Raw genomic sequence first — 17,683 nt, forward strand, 5'->3', positions numbered from 1 at the left:
ATTAATGGGTTATACTGATAATGAATAATCACGAAATTAGTGTTTTAAATCAGAATAGCCAAAGAGAATGTTGAAAAAATCTTGTTGTACCTTTTAATATATCGCCTTATCGCTGCATATTAATGATGCCGCTGTCCGTATCACTGTTGTTCAGCCCCTTGTTGCCTGCCTTGTGCTTGCGTCCGAACTCGAATGTATAGCCCACGCGCAGCACGACCATCTGTCCCGTCTCCCTGACGAATGTCTCGGAACGGAAAGGAGCCACTTTGCTGATTCTTTCTTTTCCCACCTTATAGTTATTGGTGAAAGGAAACATAACACCGATTCCCGCCTGAAGGTTTTGCCGGGTATACATTGCCATGAATGCTGTCTGGTTTTCGTTCTTCTTGATGGTTTCGCCGAAGAAGTTGTTCTGCACTTTCCGGAACTGTCCGTGCAGCGAGAAACCTTTGTACTGCATCTGCGCCATCACACTGTAATAGAATTCATCGTACATATGACTGTAGTTCAAGCCTTCCGACCAACTGCGCGTATACCCTCCCGAAGCATAAAGTGTCAGGAAATCTTTCAGTCCGAATAGTGTAGCGCCATTTATGCCGACCATCAGTTCCGCATTCAGGCTTTGGAACGACCGCTGGTTTTCATCCTTCAGTATCAGTTTGCCGTCTTCCACGAAGATGCTTTCCATGATGGGATTGTCATAATACTGGTGGCGTACGCTCAGATTGGCATTGAACTGCTTCTTCGAATAGCTGTAAGACAAGGAGTTCGTGAACTGTTGATACGTTTTCAGCAACGGGTTTCCGCGGACTATCTGTATCGTGTCCATCGCCTGCTCCACATCCGTCAGCGAGCCGAGCGACGGTATGGCAGGACTGATGTTGAACCGGTAGCGCAGGAATCCCGCTTTCTTCAGATTATAGCTCAACCGTACGGTGGGCGTGAAGGTATAGTAAGCATGGTCTTCCTCACTTTCCTTGAACCAGGCGCGCGTCATGCCTATGCTGCCCGCATAGCTGAAGTCCTTTACCTTGCCCTGCACCTCGAAGAAAGCGGATGTCTGCGACTGGTCCATCTTCGAAGTGGTGGGATTGGAGCCTTTATATTCATTCTCCGTCCGCATCTGATAGTGGCGGGCACCACCGCTCAGCTTCACTTCCTTGAAGTTCTTTTCATAGATGGCTTCGCCGATGACGGAGCGCTTGTCACCGTCCACCAATGTCTGGATGTCCGCCAGCGGTGCGTTCTCGTTCTTGTACTCCTTGTATTTCCGGTTGTTTTTGGTATGGATGAGCGTTCCCGTCACATTCACCTGGATGCTCTGCTGATGGGGCAGGGTATGCTGGAAGTAAAGGTCGAGCGCCGGAGAGTAACTGGATGTATGGTTGTTGACGTACGAATAGATGGACTCCGTGTTGCCCACTGCCCACATTTTGTTCAGCTCATTCTGGTAAGGGGCATTGCTGAGGTTGTTACGGAAAATGGCATTGAATACATATTTGTCCGCTTTCGTCAGATTGTACGTCAGATTCAGGTTGTTGATGAAGCTCAGGGAGGGAGACTCGTCTTCGATGCCTTCCTTGATGCGGTCGATGGTGCGGTCGCCCAGATAGAAGGTTTCGTGGGATTCGAGGCGGCTGTGATACTTGCCGTTCTTGTTGAAGTAGTCGATGCCCCATTCGGAGTTCTTGTAATTGAACTTCGCGCTCAGGAAATTTTCTCCCCATAGGGTATGGGGAGAATCGGAGAACTGGAAGTTCACGACACCACCCGTTTCGCGGCGGCGCAGGATAATGTTGACCACGGCGCCCAGCTCATCGTCGCCGTATTGCTTGCCGGGGTCTTCGATGAACTCCACACGCAGTACGTCTTTGGCTCTGACGGCCGCTATCTCCTTGTCTGTCACTTTAATGCCGTTGATACGGGTTTGTACGGCCCCGCCACCGCTGACGCTCATGCTGTTGCTCAGATTGTCCACTTGCAGGCGGGCAATGCCGAGATTGTTCAGCAGGTCGTAGGCACCGAACGAGCGTTTCAGCTGGCTTTCGGAAGGCAGGATGATTTGCCGGTCTACCCGCTGCAGCACATTGCTGGCGGATACCGTCACTTCACGGAGGCTTACGGCATCTTCCTGCAACTGTACATCGCCCAGGTCGAGGCTTTTATTCAGTTTCAGCAGTATGTTTTCACTTTGAAAGCCGATGAAGGAGATGGAAAGGCGGTAGTCGCCTGCCTTGATTTTATGGAGGGCGAACTTGCCTTGTGCATCCGAGGTTACTCCGGTCACCAAAGTAGAGTCTATGGTCCATAATGACACATTGGCGGCTATAACTGCCTCTTGCGAAGCGTCCGTGACGCGTCCTTTGATGGAGAGGCTCTGTGCCTGCGTACTGAGTACGGAGAGGGCAAGCAATAGTAAAAAAAGTTTGGTTTTCATAATCTTTTGTATTAGTCTGTTACTGTTGGATAGGGATGTAAAAGTCACTCTTCCCGCTAAGGGAAGATGCTAAAGTTTGTATATCAGTTGTTTATACTTTCCTCGTCTGTCCGATGAAAGTTAGGAATGCATGAAGGAATAAATCTCGTACATCAGTGTCGAAACTTTGACAATCGTAAGTCCGAAGAGGAGTCCGAAGGTAATCCATAATGCAGTCTTTGCGTATCTCTTCATGAACCGTCTTTTTTAAGTTTGTTATATCGTTCTGTTATTTCTTCTATACTGATGCCGAGCAGCTCCATGCTGCGGAACATGTCGGCAAGCTGGTTTTCAAAAAACTCTTTCTTCTGTATTCGCATCACTTTCTTCACCGCATCTTTGGAGAGGTAGAACCCCATTCCCCGTTCCGGGTAGATGATGTCTTCTGCCTGCAGGTATTCATAGGCCTTCAACACGGTACGCGAGTTCACTGCCAGTTGTGTGGAGAGCTCCCTCACGGATACCACTCGCTCTTCTGCCCGCCATTCGCGGGTGAGAATTTTGCTGAAACAGAAGTCTACAATCTGCTGGTATATCGGTTTGTTGGTCTTGAAGTCCATAGGCTAAAGCTGTTTTTCTTTGAGCAGGAAGTAGCTCGATACCCATGAACCGAGCAGCACACTGATAGGAGCCGCATAATTGCAGAAAGTCACGATGGCTTGTGCACCGGTCGACAACGGATAGTTGGTGTGGGGCCATGTGACAATGTTGTCTATCCAGTATCCGTCCGCTCTGGCTTCGGGCATGAGGGAGGCTACAAAGGTTACAATTCCTATGCAGACGGCAATGGAGCCTACAAAGATGGTGAAACTTTTCAGCAGGACTTGCCGTCTGAAGGCGAAGTATCCGATGAAGGCGGAAGCATGCAGGATTACATTGGTCAGTATCTGGGTGTTGTGTATCCGGTACATCGTGATGTGCGTTGCGAAATACTGCAGGAACTCGTTGCCGCTTAAGGACAGCAGACCTTTGAGGCAGGCTATCAGCAGACTGCAGAATAGGGGAAGCAGCAGCAGGTATTTTATCCAGATATGCAGGAACTTCTCGAATGCCGATGCCGGCAGCAGTATGTCGAGAGTGGAGCTGCGTTTGCTGAAATTTGTTTCCAGCAGGCAGGGGGCAATGAGGATAAACCATAGTACGTAGCGGGAAAATTCGGTGGCGGAGATATGTTTGTCGTAGTAACTTCCACCGCGGTTTATGTCGTAGAGGATGCACAGGATGCAGATGAACGATACGACGGCTGCCGACCAAAGCAGGTGCCTGCCGGTCTCATTCCTTTTATATTGTTCCAGTAGCAGGAAGCGTTTCAGATTAAAAGTTGCGTTCATAGTTCTGTTTGTATGATGGATTTTCATTGAAACATGCTCTTTATCTTTTCCGGTTGTTGCAGCACCGCTTTATACAGCAGTTCGATGTCCGGTGTGTTCTCTTCTCCGTCCTCGTTGGGGAGAATGGAGAAATGGCCCGCCAAGTCTTGTTCGCTGTAGATGCTTTCTGCCGGTAGAATGTCCGTACGGGCAAAGAGAAGCCGGTTACTGATTTCGTCCAGCGAACGGTTCAGTAATATTTCGCCTTTGCCAAGGATGACGAGATAGTCCAGCAGATTCTCGAAGTCGTGCGCCTGATGGGTGGAGATGAGCAGCGTGCTTTCATCGTCCATGCTGCGGCTGATGATGCGCTTCAAGGCCTGGCGGGAGGTGATGTCCAGCCCGTTTGTCGGTTCGTCGAGCAGGATGTATGGAGTATGCAGGGCAAAGGCGTATGCCAGCATTGCCTTCTTCTGTTGTCCGTAGGAGACGGAAGAGAGTTTTTGTTTCCGGTTGATTTTCAGCTCTTCCAGGTTCAGCTCGAATTCTTCCTGCTTGAAATGCGGATAGAATACGGAATGGCGTGCAGCGAAGTTGGCGATGCTTTCGGTAGGCATCTGCAACTCTTCGGGCAGGAAGAAGTAACGGTTCAACCCTTCGGGCTGTCTCTCCGCTGTGTTTCTTCCGTCTATGCTGCACTTTCCGTTTTTGGGAAAGAGTAGTCCGCAGATGAGATGCATCAGCGTCGTTTTGCCTACGCCGTTTTCTCCCAGAAGTCCATATATACCGTTTCCTATTTCCAAAGATATATTATTGAAAATAAGTGGATTGGACTTGTATCCGTAGCTTGTGTTCTCTATCTTTATCATAACCTTATGGGTGTTGCACTGATGTACAACACTGCAAACGTAGGGTAAGTTATGGAGAAAAGCAAGGGGAAGAGATACTTATTAACTTCTTTTAGCGGTTGTACGCTTGCCGTTTGTTTACAGCATTTTCATCAGTATATCCCACACAGCCACCATGTGGCAGGCTGAACCGCCCAATACAAAGAAATGGAAAACCGAGTGCATGTACCGTGCCTTGCGCAAGGAGTAGAAGGCGGCTCCCGTGATGTAGCATACTCCTTCGGCAATAATCCAGTAGCAGGCTGTGGGGGAGAGGGCGAATAGCTGCTTGAATACTACCAGTACGGACAGTCCCATCAGGATGTAACACACTGTTTCCACGTAACTGTGCTCCTCCATCTTGCGGAAGCTGACAACAGTGCCGATGATGGCGCATAGCCAGACGAAGCCGAACAGTCCCCAGCCCCAACCGCCGTCCTCTCTCAATGCAATGAGCGTGATGGGGGAGTAACTGCCTGCAATGTGCCAATAGATGGCCGCATGGTCCCAATGCCGCAAGCGCGTTTCCACGGATTATGGTGTTTCAGGGAGTGGTAGAGTGTGGAGGCAAGATATGAACCGCCCATGCCGAACAGATAGAGCCATACACCGAATGCTGCCCAAAGGTTCTGGGCCTGGTAGCATTTTATCAGGAATAGTGTATCTACAATTACTCCCATGCAATGCCGATGCCATGGGAGATGGAATTGATGGTTTCTTCTTTTTTACTATAAAATAGTCCGTTACGCTTTCTTTTCATCAGTCGAAGCATCCATAGCACGTGGGTAACAGTTTACGGTCTCCCAACGTATTATCACGCGTGCCACGTTCACCCAGAATTTGTTTTCGCGTACGCTTTCTATCGGGTAGGCTGCCTTTTGGCGGGTATAGCTGTGCTCCCACGTGTCGGCTACCACTTCGTATTCGGGATGCGGGGCATTCACCAGCACGTTGTCCGTCTTGTCGGCTTCGCCGTTCTTCACTTCCTGAATCTCGTCCCAGATGGTCAGCATCACCTGCACAAAGTTATCCAGTTCGGCAAGGCTCTCGCTTTCCGTCGGTTCAATCATCAGCGTGCCGTGTACCGGGAAGGAGAGGGTAGGAGCATGATAGCCGTAGTCCATCAGACGTTTGGCGATGTCGTTTTCGCTGATGCCCGTCTCTTCGTGCACCTTGCGGCATTCCAATATCATTTCGTGTCCCACGAAGCCGGTAGCACCGCGGTAAACGATGCCGTATGTATCCTTGAGGCAGGCTGCCAGGTAGTTGGCGCTGAGGATAGCTATCTTCGTGGCACGCGTCAGCCCTTCCGTTCCCATCATGCGGATGTAGCCGTAAGTGATGGGCAGGATACCCGCACTGCCGAAGGGAGCTCCGGACACCTGGTTGGCGGCATTGCCGAACAATTTGTGTCCCGGAAGGAACGGAACCAGATGCTCTGCCACGCAGATGGGGCCTACGCCCGGTCCGCCGCCGCCGTGAGGAGAGGCGAACGTCTTGTGCAGATTCAAGTGGCAGACGTCCGCACCGATAAAGCCGGGATTCGTCAAGCCTACTTGGGCGTTCATGTTGGCGCCGTCCATATATACCTGCGCACCGCAGGCGTGTATGATGTGGCAGATTTCCACAATTTCCGTTTCAAAAATACCGTGTGTGGAAGGGTAGGTAATCATCAGGGCGGCGAGGTCCTCCTTGTTTTCTTCCGCTTTGGCACGCAAGTCGGCCATGTCCACATTGCCTTGTGCATCGCAGGCGCAGGTCACGGTGGTGAAGCCTGCCTGGATGGCGGATGCCGGGTTGGTGCCGTGTGCGGATGCCGGTATCAGCACCTTGTTGCGGTGTCCTTGCCCGATGCTCTCCAGATAGGCGCGGATGACGCGGAGTCCTGCATATTCACCTGCCGCACCGGAATTGGGTTGCAGGCTGACACCGGCAAAGCCGGTAATGGTTTTCAGTTCTTCACTGAGGTTGCTTATCAGTTCGCGATAACCTTCAGCCTGGTCCTCGGGCACCAGCGGGTGCATACCCATAAATTCGGGACGGCTGAGCGGAAGCATCTCTGCGGCGGCATTCAGCTTCATGGTGCACGAGCCGAGGGAAATCATGGAGTGTGCCAGCGAGATGTCCTTGCGGTCGAGACGCTTGATGTAGCGCATCATCTCCGTTTCCGTATGATATTTGTTGAATACTTCGTGTGTCAGATAGGTGCTTTGACGTTTCATCTCCGCGCTGATGCTGCTTGCCATGGGTACGTCGCTTGTCTTCTCCCAATCCCTTCCGGCGGCAATGGCAAAGATGGAGAGCAGTACGTTGACGGCAGTGATGTCCGTAGTCTCGTCGATGCTCATACCTACGTCCCCGTTCTTGAAATAGCGCAGGTTCACTTCTTTGCTCAAGGCGATGGTACGTATCTGCTGTGCCGAAATGGTGTCGGGCAGTGCAAAGCGGAGCGTGTCGAAATATTGTGCATTGACCTGCTTGTAACCCAGTCTGTTGATACTCTTTTCCAGGAATACGGCAATGCTGTGGATGCGTTCTGCAATGGTGCGGATGCCTTCCGGACCATGATATACGGCATAGAAGCCAGCCATCGTGGCAAGCAGTGCCTGCGCGGTACAGATGTTGGAAGTCGCCTTTTCACGCTTGATATGTTGCTCGCGGGTTTGCAGCGCCATGCGGTAGCACAGCTTGCCGTATTTGTCTTTTGACCAGCCGATGATGCGTCCCGGCATATTGCGCTTGTATTCGTCGCGGGTGGCAAAGTAGGCTGCCGACGGCCTCCATAGAACATCGGTGTGCCCAGTCGTTGTGTGGTTCCGAAGACGATGTCGGCTCCCCATTCTCCCGGAGGGGTGAGCAGGGCGAGGCTCAGTATGTCGGCGGCAACGGCTACTTTGCAGTTGGCTGCATGGGCCTTTTCCACGAAGGCGTGATAATCTTCGACGTTGCCGGTGGCGTTGGGGTATTGCAGTATGCAGGCAAAGATGTCCGGTGTGAATTCCATTTCATGGTATTTGCCCGTACGCAGCTCAATGCCCTGGGGAATGGCGCGGGTAGTCATTACTGCCAGTGTCTGCGGGAAGACGGCTTCGTCTACAAACACCACGTTGGCACCCGATTTTTGCATGTCGCGCGGACGCAGGGCGTACATCATCGTCACAGCTTCGGCTGCGGCAGTCGCTTCGTCCAGCAGGGAGCAGTTGGCAAGGGGCATGCCGGTGAGGTCGCATACGGCAGTCTGAAAGTTCATCAGGCTTCCAGGCGGCCTTGTGAGACTTCGGTCTGGTAGGGGGTATAGGAAGTGTACCAGACGGGGTTCTCGAATACATTTCGTTGGATAACGGCAGGAGTGATGGTATTGTACCATCCATACCGATATAGGTTGTGTAAAGTTTGTTTTTGGCAGCCAGCCCTGCAATGTGCTGTCCGAATTCATATTCCGTCATCGTCTTGGGCAGAGCCAGCGGTTCTTTCAGGCGGATGTTGGCAGGAATGGTTTTATCAATCAGCTCGTCCAGGCTTTTCACCCCGATTTTTTGGAGCATCTTCTCCTCATCTTTTTCGCTGATGCCAATGTGGCGGTAGGCCAATAGGTCGTTTTTCATGGCTGTAATGATTTAAAAGTTTGCTGTATATTTACCGGAAGAACGGATTCTCCGCTTTCTCTATTCCTATGGTAGTCGGTGCTCCGTGTCCGGGATAGACAATCGTGTCGTTGGGCAGGATGAACAGACGGCTGCAAATATGCTCTATCAGTTCGTCGAAGTTGCCGCCGGCAAGGTCGGCGCGACCGATGCTGCCTTGAAACAGTACATCCCCCGAAAACATGCAGTGGTCTGCCGCGCAATAGTACACCAAGCTGCCCGGCGAGTGTCCCGGCACATGGATGGCTTCCAGTTTCGTATTGCCGAAGGTGATGATGTCTCCATCGTGCAGATAAGTGCCCAGGGGCACGGGGGCTTCCTGCAGTTGGAAGCCGAACATGCGGCTTTGTTTCGGCGCTTCGTCAATCCAGAATTCATCGGCCTGGTTGGCTTCGGCCTTCAGACCGAACTCTTTCAGCATGAAAGGATTGCCGAAGATATGGTCCAGATGCAGATGGGTATTCAGCAGATGTTTCACATTCAGCCCATTCTTGATGATGAAGTCTTTCAAGGCCTGCTTTTCTTCCTCATAAAAACAGCCCGGGTCAATGACGACCGCTTCATTGGTTTCGTCCCAAAGCACATAACAGTTCTCCGGGAACATATTAAATTCGAATCTCTTTATTTTCATATTATGTATTTAGATTTCTAAACCTCAACTTTAGCGCCGTAAACCTTCACTTTACGATGCTCAACCTCTACTTTAGGTGTCCTATCTCTCATCCCCCTACATATACTACCTTCTTTGTCTCAAAGAACTCCTCTTCAAAGAACTCCTTCAAGTCCCACAGCGTGGTCTTGTTCTTGACGGGCATGGTTTCGTTTCCCAATTCGCCCCCCTTGAGGCAAATCAGTCCGTTGGGCAATGCATTCTGCTGTTTGGAGGAGATGTTTTTGCGGATAATCTTCAGTAGGTCTGTCAGCGGCATCACGGCACGGCTCACCACAAAGTCGAACTTCCCTTTTTCCTCCTCTGCGCGGGCATGGCGGAAGGTGACGTTTTTCAGTCCGATGCTGCCGGCAACTTCGGTGGCTACGTGCACTTTCTTGCCGATGCTGTCCACCAGATGGAACTGCACTTCGGGGAAAAGGATGGCAAGCGGGATTCCCGGAAAGCCTCCTCCCGTGCCGAGGTCCATAATCTGTGTTCCCGGCTTGAAGCGGATTACCTTGCTATGCCCAGAGAATGCAGCACATGGTGCTCGTACAAGTTCTCGATATCTTTGCGTGAAATGACATTAATCTTAGAGTTCCAGTCCGTATAGAGGTCGTAGAGTGCGGCAAACTGCCGCTTCTGCTCTTCCGTCAGGTCCGGGAAATATTTGAGTATTAAATCCATTGTGAATTTTATGTTGATAGACAATTGATTGCAGTCTCTATTTGGCATCAGTCTTTATAGCACTGCTCAATATAATGAACCCGCCGTTCATCAGAGGTGCTATGTCCTCATAGGGCAATGTGATTTTGGTTGCTCCCATTACATATGGGGCAATTTCATATACATTATAGTAGAAGGTGATTCCCGTTGGGTCCAAATAGAAATTCTCGATAGGCTCCAGGTCGCCGGTGGTGGCGTAACCCATGTCTTCCAGCTCTTGGCGGGTGCTGGCGTTGTTGTCTGCCATCAGCTGTTTCCAAAGCAAGTCGGTCAGCGTTTCCTTATAGTCGCCTTCAAAGAGGTCGTCCAGGCGGATGGGGCTTAGGGTCTTTAGGTCGAGGTTGAGGAAGGTGGACATATAGATGCCGTGTGCGCCGCCGGTATATTCATTGTAATCTATGCGGTAGGTCAGTATCAAGGTATTGCACAGCTGCACATGGCTTTCGATTCCTTTATAATAGGAATACCAGGCTCCTATGCTCTGCTCGTCCTGTTTGTCCTCCTCGTCTTTCTTGTACATCGGCTCCAGGTCATTGCGGTAGTCGCCGACATATTTCTCCGTATATTTCTTGACAGCTTCTTCGGGTGTCATCGCCATGTACTTGTCGCCGAAGCAGGCAGAGAGGAAGAAGGTGTTCAGACTGTCTTTCAGCCTCACGTCGGATGACTGGCTGGCGTAGGCAACGTTGAGGATGAGGTTGCAGGCCGGCTTGGCTGTGTCTCCGAAGAGATGTACGGTTTCGTTTACTTGTATACTGTCGAACTCCAACGCGTATGCGTTTTTGTTCACGGTGTTACCGCAGGAAAAGAAAAAGCCGCTTGCCGCAAGCAGAAGGACAAGTAGGCTGACAGTTTGCTTTTTCATATTGAATTTCGTTTATAAATCAACATATCAATCAAAAAACTTTATCGACAAATATAGAACTTATTAACGAACTGCACGCATAAAAAAGGAAAAATTAATTCCGGCAAACGGTTAAAACTTTCTATCTTTGCAGCGCTTATGAAGGAACTCCGTTACATACTGGCTGTACTCTTTTCCTCCCTTATCATTATAAGCGGAGTGGGGATTTCTGTAGTTCAGTATTGCTGTGCCGGATGCGAGACGACACAAAGTTGCTGCACCTCCGGCTGTTCCAAATGCCATCATGCACATCATGGTTCACAAAAAACGTGCAAGGATACCGGTTGTACAGCCGTCTACTACAAGGTGGATTTCGTGAAGCATGTACACGAGTCTGCTTCGTTTGTGCCGCCCCTTACGCTGTATTGTGAGCAATTACCACTTTTTGATTACTCTTTGCCGCAAGTGGCTTATACTCCGAAGGTGCATTTCGGGGCGCCGCCATATGTCGTCGGCTCGCGTCATTATCTGGCGCTTTATTCTACGCTTATCATTTAGTTTTCGTTGCATGTATAATACATGTCTGTAATTTGTAGCATAGACTAACCCCATAAAATAGTACTAACTCCAATTCCCCTCCTCCTGGGAGGAGGGGTGCCCGTAGGGCGGGGTGGTAGAGAGCATAAGGCAATGATGATTATAATCAACACCTCTGTCTGTGACGCTACCACCTCCCCCTGCGGGTACTCCTCCTCCCCGGAGGAGGAGAATTTGAGTTACTCAACTTAATTACTATCTATGTTACCCCATTAATAAAGAGTTAATACTCTAATTTATTATTTTCATCCTAAACTAAAAATAGCAATGAAATACAACTTGATAGCCATCCTTCTGTTCTCTTTCACCGCCTTGCAGGCGCAGGTAAAGGGGACGGTAAAGGATAATTTGGGCGACCCGATTGCGGGTGCCAACCTCTTCTGGCAGGGAACCACTCAAGGCACCACCACTTCGGCGGACGGTACCTTCTCCTTGTCCAAACCCAATGACAGGCATATGCTTGTAGTCAGCTTTATCGGTTTTGAGAACGATACGATACACGTCAGTAACCGCAATGAGACGCTCGACATTGTCTTGCGCGAAGGGGTGGAACTGAGCGAGGTGAATGTGGTCAGCCGTAAGTTGGGCACCATGAAGCTGCGCAACAGTGTGATGAACGAAGATATGATAAGCAGCGCCGAGTTGAGCCGTGCCGCCTGCTGTAACTTGGGAGAGAGTTTTGTGACCAATCCCTCGGTGGACGTCACTTACTCTGACGCCGCCACCGGTGCCAAGCAAATCAAGCTTCTGGGCTTGTCCGGCACGTATGTGCAGATGATGACGGAGAATATCCCCAACTACCGCGGCTCTGCCGCCCCCTACGGCTTGGGCTATGTGCCCGGGCCATGGATGCAGAGCATTCAGGTGAGCAAGGGCAGTTCGTCCGTGAAGAACGGCTATGAGGCCATCACGGGACAAATCAATGTGGAATTCAAGAAACCCCAGTTGCCCGAAGCCGACTGGTTCTCCGCCAATCTCTTTGCCAGCAGCACCAACCGCTATGAAGCCAATGCCGATGCCACGGTGAAACTCTCCAAACGCTGGAGCACCTCTTTGCTGGCGCATTACGAGAATGAGACCAAAGCTCACGACAGCAACGATGACGGCTTTGCCGACATCCCCCGCGTGGAGCAGTACAACCTCTGGAACCGCTGGGCATACATGGGCGACCGCTACGTCTTCCAGGCAGGCATCAAAGTGCTTACGGAAGACCGCAACAGCGGGCAAGTCGGCCATGGCAAAACACCTCTGACAGACCCTTATAAGATAAGTATAGGTACCGACCGCTACGAAGCCTTCACCAAGAACGCCTATATATTCAATAAGGAGAAGAACACCAACCTGGCATTGATTCTTTCCGGCTCCCTGCACAAGCAGGATGCCTTGTACGGACGGAAAATCTACGATGTGGACCAGCACAACGCTTATGCCTCCCTGCTGTTCGAGACGGAACTGACCAAGCGTCAAAGCCTTTCTGCCGGACTGAGCTTCAACTATGACTCCTATGACCAGCACTACCGCCTGGACAATGACGCCGCACAGCCTTTGACGAAGAAATTCACCAAAGAAGCCGTCCCCGGCGCCTACGTGCAGTACACCTACAACTGGGACGATAAACTGGTGCTGATGGGTGGCATTCGCGGCGACCATAGCAGCGAGTACGGCTATTTCGTCACCCCGCGTTTCCATGTGAAGTACAATCCCAACGAGTATGTACATTTCCGTCTTTCGGCAGGAAAGGGATACCGCACGAACCATGTGCTGGCCGAGAATAACTACCTGCTGGCAAGCAGCCGCCGGATAGACATCGCCAAACGTCTTGACCAGGATGAGGCCTGGAACTATGGCGCAAGCACTTCCGCCTATATTCCCTTGTTCGGCAAAACCTTGAACCTGAATGCGGAATACTATTACACGGATTTCAGCAAGCAGGTGGTGGTAGACATGGATACGGACCCGCATGCCGTTCTGTTCTACAACCTTCACGGTCGTTCCTATTCGCAGGTAGTGCAGGTGGAGGCAAGCTATCCGTTCTTCCCGGGTTTTACCTTTACCGCGGCTTACCGTTGGACGGATGCCAAGACCAACTACAACGGAGAGCTGATGGAGAAGCCCCTCACCAGCAAATACAAAGGCTTGCTGACGGCTTCTTATCAGACACCCTTGGGATTGTGGCAGTTTGATGTAACTTTGCAACTGAACGGTGGCGGGCGCATGCCGGCTCCATACGAACTGACAGACGGCAACTGGTCGTGGGAAAGGCGCTATGGCGGCTTCGAGCAGTTGAGTGCCAGGTGACACGTTATTTCCGCCGTTGGTCTATATACGTCGGTGGCGAGAATCTGACGAACTTCAAGCAGAAGAACCCCATCATCGACGCTTCCAATCCCTGGGGAAGCAACTTTGATGCTACGATGGTGTGGGGACCGATGCATGGAGCAAAGGCGTATGTAGGCGTACGCTTCAATTTACCGAGAATATGAATGACATAAGATTCAATTTCGAACAGAAGAAGGAATAATATTATCTACTTAATCAATAACGAAACAATGAAAACAAGAAGATTTTTAATGACTTTGGCAGTCGTACTTTTCTGTGCATCTGCCGCAATGGCAAAAGACATCCGTACAGCCGTGTTTAAGGTGGCACAGATGAAGTGTGAGAACTGTGTAAGGAAGATAAACAATAACATCCGTTTTGAGAAGGGACTGAAGGACTTCAACACAGACCTGAAGACAAAGACGGTAACCATCACGTATGATGCCGACAAGACCAATGTGGAAAAGTTGAAAGAAGGTTTCCAAAAGTTCCATTATGAAGCGGAGTTTGTCAAGGAAACCAGGCAGGCCGATAAGAAGTAATTGAACAAACTGCTCATTCCGGTTGTTGCATTATGAAAGCGGAACAACAACCATCTAAAAAATAAATCGGATGAGCAATATAATTACTAAGGCACATCCCGTGCTGGATATGCACAGCACGGGATTGCGCGTCGTCGGTGCATGGCTTTTTGCCATCGTGCTGATACTGTTTTCTACAGTCTTTGTGCATATACCCTATGCCCGTGAAATACAGATGGTACTGGCAATTCCGGTACTGCTGTTTTTCGGCGCTCCTTTTTATGTCGGTGCCTGGAAGGGGACCCGGTCGGGCCGCAACAATATAGACCGTCTGGTGGCGCTTACCACCTCTGTGGCTTTTCTGTTCAGTGTGTTCAATACTTTCTTCCCGGATTATTGGCTGGGTATCGGGCTGGAACCGCATGTCTATTATGGGGTTGCCGCCGTCATCATCGCCTTTTCCCTGACTGGCGAGTTTATGGAGGAACGTGCCCGGAGAAATGTGTCGGCGGCTATCCGTCGGTTGGGAGGCTGGCAGCATAACGCAGCCCGAGTACTGCCGGAGAAGCAACGCATTGACGACCGCGTTGCCGAGCTTTTTGTCCCGGTCATTCTCATCATTTCCCTGCTGACCTTTTTTATATGGGTGTTCTTCGGAGGCATCGATGTAGTGTCACACGGTCTGTTTGCCGCTTTGTCCGTATTGGTGGTGGCTTGTCCGTGTGTGGTAGGGCTGGCCACTCCAGTAGCTTTGGCGGCGGGCCTCAATAAAGCTGCCCGCAATCATATCCTAATCAGGGACACTTCCGCTTTAGAGCAGATGCGCAATGTGGATGTGGTGGTATTCGACAAGACCGGGACCCTGACAGAAGGACATCCTACGGTAATAGGCTGGCTGTGGGCGCAAGGGCAGGAGGAGTATTATAAAGATGTACTGCTTGCTGCCGAGTCTACTTCGGACCATCCTCTGGCAGAAGCAATCGTTACGGCTCTGGAAGGGGAGGAACAGGTTACCCCTGCCCACCTGGACGGTTTCGAAAACATTACCGGAAAAGGTGTCAGAGTGGCCTATCGAGGTGCGGAATATTGGGTAGGAAGCCATAAACTGCTGAAAGATTATCAAGCCAATTTGTCGGATATCCTGGCCGATATGCTGACGCAATATGAATCGGACGGAAACAGTATTGTCTACTTTGGACGTGAGAACGATTTGCTTGCCGTTATTGCCATCAAGGACCAGTTGAGGGTGACTTCTATGGAAGCTATCCGGGAACTGCGTATTCAGGACATCGAGATATGCATGCTTACGGGAGACGGTGAGCGTACAGCTTCTTCCGTGGCCGGCAGTTTGGGTATCATGCGTTTCGTGGCCGATGCCATGCCCGATGACAAAGAGGATTTCATCCATAAGCTGCAGCTTCAAGGTAAAACGGTCGCCATGATAGGTGACGGCGTGAACGATGCGCAAGCCTTGAGCTGTGCTGATGTAAGCATTGCCATGGGAAAGGGGACCGATACGCTGGTGGACACCGCCATGATTACTCTCAGGACTTCAGACCTGCTGCTGTTGCCCAAAGTTTTCCGGTTGTCTCACCAGACTGTGAGCCTCATGTACCGGAATCTGTTTTGGGCTTTCATCTATAATACAGTGGGTGTCTTTGTCGCAGCCGGAGTACTCTATCCCGTCTATGACATCCTGCTGAGCCCTGCGCTGGCAGGTGCTGTCATGGCTCTTTCTTGTGTATCCGTGGCTTTGAGCAGCCTTCGTCTGAGTTCCAGGTTCTGACGGCTGTATTCTCAACTGTTCCTATACTCCAGCGGACTCATGCCCATATGCCTCTTGAAGTATTTTCCAAAGAAGGAAGCACTGGGGAAGTTCAGGGAATAGGCAATCTCCTGAATGGTCATATTGGTTGATTTCAGTTTGGCTTTCACGTCTACGATGACGACGTGGGCGATGATGTCCAATACATTTCTGCCGGTCACCTGCCTCACGGTGGTGCTGAGGTGTTGCAGGGAGATGCCCAGTTTGTCGGCATAGAATTGCGCGCGGCGTTCGCGGGTATAGTTTTCGATGACGAGCTGCACCAGTTCGCGGCATATTTCCTCTTTCCGGCTCTTGTTCCCTTTTTGCATCTGCGGACGGTGGCAATACATTCTGTCTATGCCGCTGAGGAGCATGTTCAGCGTGCTCTGTGCCATTTTGGTGTCAGGAGGATAGGGACCGGTCGTGATGCGTGCCCATAGGGCAAAATAGTCCTTGAAGTAGGAGGCGACGGTAGGGTTGACAGCCAGTACCGGATACTCCAGTATTATGGAGAAGGAACTCAATGTAGACTGGATGAGGTTGACCCCATTGAGGCAATGGGAAGAAAACCCCACGAATCCCAGGCACACTTTTTCCTTTTGTTCGTAAAACTGTATGATAGTTCCGGGAAGCAGGGTAATAAAATCCCCTTGCTTGATTTCCGTATCCATCAGGTTGATGGATACCGTGATGGAACCTTCTATGCAAAGTGCAAAGATGCATGCTTTCAGGCGGCACGACTGTTTGTATATGTTTAGAATGTCTTCCGTTACTTCAGTCCATGCAATCATGTCTACTGGCAGGTCGACTTGAGGAAATTCCATACGCTTTGTCGTTTAGAGTTCGCACAAAGGTAATTCTTTTCCGGGAAAAAGTACTATATTTGCCTCCATGAAACTGAAAATATCAGATTGGGACGTGATTCCTTATGCCGAGGCGTGGAGCCGACAGACGGAATGGTTTGACTCGCTTGTACATGCCAAACAGGTAGGAGAGGAGTATGTCAATCGTATTGTGCTTTGTGAGCATCCCCATGTTTATACGTTGGGGCGTAGTGGAAAAGAAGGCAATATGCTGCTGGGTGAGGAACAATTACATAAAATAGGGGCTACGCTCTATCATATCGACCGTGGCGGAGACATTACGTATCATGGTCCGGGGCAGTTGGTCTGTTATCCCATTCTGAATCTCGAAGAATTCTCTTTGGGACTGAAGAGGTATGTGCATCTGCTCGAAGAGGCGGTTATGCGTGTATGCGCTTCGTATGGCATCGCTGCCGGACGTTTGGAAAAGGCTACGGGCGTGTGGCTGGAGGGTAATACTCCCCGTGCCCGTAAAATCTGTGCCATCGGCGTGCGCAGCAGCCATTTTGTCACCATGCACGGGCTGGCGCTGAATGTGAATACCGATTTACGCTATTTCAGTTATATCAATCCCTGCGGATTCATTGACAAAGGTGTCACTTCTTTGCAGAAAGAGTTGGGGCGCGAGATACCGATGGGAGAGGTGAAGGAGCGTCTTTGCAAGGAGCTGGTAAACCTTTTGTCATGAACTGTCCGGCACACATACTCTGTGCTTTTTTCCGTTTTCCCTCATGTTTGCACTGTCGTTTCATCATTGAAATGACACCTGCGGCACCCTTTAAACATAAATATATGCTACGCGCGCGAGGCAAATTATCAATATGCACAAACTTGTATCGTTTGTGTATGAAAAAAATGTGCTATATAGAGTGTTGTATAAAGAGTGCCACAGGTGTCAAGGTCCCGTATGTTGCACCTTTGTCCTATCAGACGGTAGAGGTGGAAGATTAGTAATCGTGATGTGCGAAGATTAGTAATCGTGAGACCTCATGATTAGTAAATCTGTAACTCTGCCAATGTGTAGAGTACCTAAAGTC

11 protein-coding genes and 4 pseudogenes are annotated in these 17,683 nt (G+C 50.4%); 5 read left to right on the top strand and 10 right to left on the bottom strand.

Going from position 1 to position 17,683, the window contains the following annotated elements; genetic code table 11:
• Positions 1-106 precede the first annotated feature (106 nt).
• The 9 genes and pseudogenes from JCM16496_RS06125 to JCM16496_RS06170 form a co-directional block, all read right to left on the bottom strand.
• Complete coding sequence (locus tag JCM16496_RS06125) at positions 107-2,437, bottom strand: TonB-dependent receptor (RefSeq protein WP_025833039.1); 2,331 nt, start codon at positions 2,435-2,437, stop codon at positions 107-109.
• Between the two features lie 230 nt (positions 2,438-2,667).
• On the bottom strand, positions 2,668-3,036 hold the full coding sequence (locus JCM16496_RS06135) for a GntR family transcriptional regulator (RefSeq protein WP_025833040.1): 369 nt from the start codon (positions 3,034-3,036) through the stop codon (positions 2,668-2,670).
• A 3-nt stretch (positions 3,037-3,039) separates the two neighbouring features.
• Positions 3,040-3,834, bottom strand: a complete 795-nt coding sequence (locus JCM16496_RS06140; protein WP_128809473.1) for a hypothetical protein — start codon at positions 3,832-3,834, stop codon at positions 3,040-3,042.
• Positions 3,831-4,655 (bottom strand): ATP-binding cassette domain-containing protein, encoded by an 825-nt coding sequence (locus JCM16496_RS06145; RefSeq protein WP_025833049.1) that lies wholly within the window; start codon positions 4,653-4,655, stop codon positions 3,831-3,833. Before JCM16496_RS06145 ends, JCM16496_RS06140 begins: the two co-directional genes overlap by 4 nt.
• A gap of 117 nt (positions 4,656-4,772) precedes the next feature.
• Positions 4,773-5,433, bottom strand: a pseudogene (gene trhA / locus JCM16496_RS06150) (PAQR family membrane homeostasis protein TrhA).
• Positions 5,433-8,278 (bottom strand): annotated as a pseudogene (gcvP, locus tag JCM16496_RS06155) (aminomethyl-transferring glycine dehydrogenase). Before gcvP ends, trhA begins: the two co-directional pseudogenes overlap by 1 nt.
• Before the next feature lie 31 nt (positions 8,279-8,309).
• Complete coding sequence (locus JCM16496_RS06160) at positions 8,310-8,948, bottom strand: MBL fold metallo-hydrolase (RefSeq protein ID WP_025833051.1); 639 nt, start codon at positions 8,946-8,948, stop codon at positions 8,310-8,312.
• Positions 8,949-9,036: 88 nt separating this feature from the next.
• Positions 9,037-9,656: pseudogene (gene rsmG / locus JCM16496_RS06165) on the bottom strand (16S rRNA (guanine(527)-N(7))-methyltransferase RsmG).
• A 37-nt stretch (positions 9,657-9,693) separates the two neighbouring features.
• The gene (locus tag JCM16496_RS06170; RefSeq protein WP_025833059.1) at positions 9,694-10,560 is read right to left on the bottom strand and encodes a DUF3298 and DUF4163 domain-containing protein; all 867 of its coding nucleotides are present in this window, start codon (positions 10,558-10,560) and stop codon (positions 9,694-9,696) included.
• A gap of 138 nt (positions 10,561-10,698) precedes the next feature.
• Here JCM16496_RS06170 and JCM16496_RS06175 point away from each other — a divergent pair, with 138 nt between their 5' ends.
• From JCM16496_RS06175 to JCM16496_RS06190, 4 genes and pseudogenes are all read left to right on the top strand, one after another.
• A complete protein-coding gene (locus tag JCM16496_RS06175; protein ID WP_025833060.1) occupies positions 10,699-11,097 on the top strand; it encodes a hypothetical protein in 399 nt (132 codons plus the stop codon).
• A gap of 306 nt (positions 11,098-11,403) precedes the next feature.
• Positions 11,404-13,619 (top strand): annotated as a pseudogene (locus JCM16496_RS06180) (TonB-dependent receptor).
• 66 nt (positions 13,620-13,685) lie between these two features.
• Positions 13,686-13,997: a heavy-metal-associated domain-containing protein gene (locus tag JCM16496_RS06185; protein WP_025833062.1), complete on the top strand. Its 312-nt coding sequence runs from the start codon at positions 13,686-13,688 to the stop codon at positions 13,995-13,997.
• Positions 13,998-14,067: 70 nt separating this feature from the next.
• Positions 14,068-15,762: a heavy metal translocating P-type ATPase gene (locus JCM16496_RS06190; RefSeq protein WP_025833064.1), complete on the top strand. Its 1,695-nt coding sequence runs from the start codon at positions 14,068-14,070 to the stop codon at positions 15,760-15,762.
• 11 nt (positions 15,763-15,773) lie between these two features.
• On the opposite strand, the gene JCM16496_RS06195 is transcribed toward JCM16496_RS06190, so the two are convergent.
• A complete protein-coding gene (locus JCM16496_RS06195) occupies positions 15,774-16,607 on the bottom strand; it encodes a helix-turn-helix domain-containing protein (protein ID WP_025833066.1) in 834 nt (277 codons plus the stop codon).
• A gap of 67 nt (positions 16,608-16,674) precedes the next feature.
• Between JCM16496_RS06195 and lipB the strand changes: the two genes are divergently transcribed.
• Positions 16,675-17,334 carry a lipoyl(octanoyl) transferase LipB gene (gene lipB / locus JCM16496_RS06200; protein WP_025833068.1) on the top strand — a complete coding sequence of 220 codons (660 nt, stop codon included), beginning with the start codon at positions 16,675-16,677 and terminating at the stop codon, positions 17,332-17,334.
• The last annotated feature ends 349 nt before the right edge of the window (positions 17,335-17,683 follow it).

Source organism: Bacteroides rodentium JCM 16496 (assembly GCF_000614125.1).
Lineage (GTDB): Bacteria > Bacteroidota > Bacteroidia > Bacteroidales > Bacteroidaceae > Bacteroides > Bacteroides rodentium.

Bases quoted from the DNA above. Each gene is read 5' to 3' on its own strand.
- JCM16496_RS06125 (WP_025833039.1), bottom strand. From the start codon at position 2,437: ATGAAAACCAAACTTTTTTTACTATTGCTTGCCCTCTCCGTACTCAGT.
- JCM16496_RS06135 (WP_025833040.1), bottom strand. From the start codon at position 3,036: ATGGACTTCAAGACCAACAAACCGATATACCAGCAGATTGTAGACTTC.
- JCM16496_RS06140 (WP_128809473.1), bottom strand. From the start codon at position 3,834: ATGAAAATCCATCATACAAACAGAACTATGAACGCAACTTTTAATCTG.
- JCM16496_RS06145 (WP_025833049.1), bottom strand. From the start codon at position 4,655: ATGATAAAGATAGAGAACACAAGCTACGGATACAAGTCCAATCCACTT.
- JCM16496_RS06160 (WP_025833051.1), bottom strand. From the start codon at position 8,948: ATGAAAATAAAGAGATTCGAATTTAATATGTTCCCGGAGAACTGTTAT.
- JCM16496_RS06170 (WP_025833059.1), bottom strand. From the start codon at position 10,560: ATGAAAAAGCAAACTGTCAGCCTACTTGTCCTTCTGCTTGCGGCAAGC.
- JCM16496_RS06175 (WP_025833060.1), top strand. From the start codon at position 10,699: ATGAAGGAACTCCGTTACATACTGGCTGTACTCTTTTCCTCCCTTATC.
- JCM16496_RS06185 (WP_025833062.1), top strand. From the start codon at position 13,686: ATGAAAACAAGAAGATTTTTAATGACTTTGGCAGTCGTACTTTTCTGT.
- JCM16496_RS06190 (WP_025833064.1), top strand. From the start codon at position 14,068: ATGAGCAATATAATTACTAAGGCACATCCCGTGCTGGATATGCACAGC.
- JCM16496_RS06195 (WP_025833066.1), bottom strand. From the start codon at position 16,607: ATGGAATTTCCTCAAGTCGACCTGCCAGTAGACATGATTGCATGGACT.
- lipB (WP_025833068.1), top strand. From the start codon at position 16,675: ATGAAACTGAAAATATCAGATTGGGACGTGATTCCTTATGCCGAGGCG.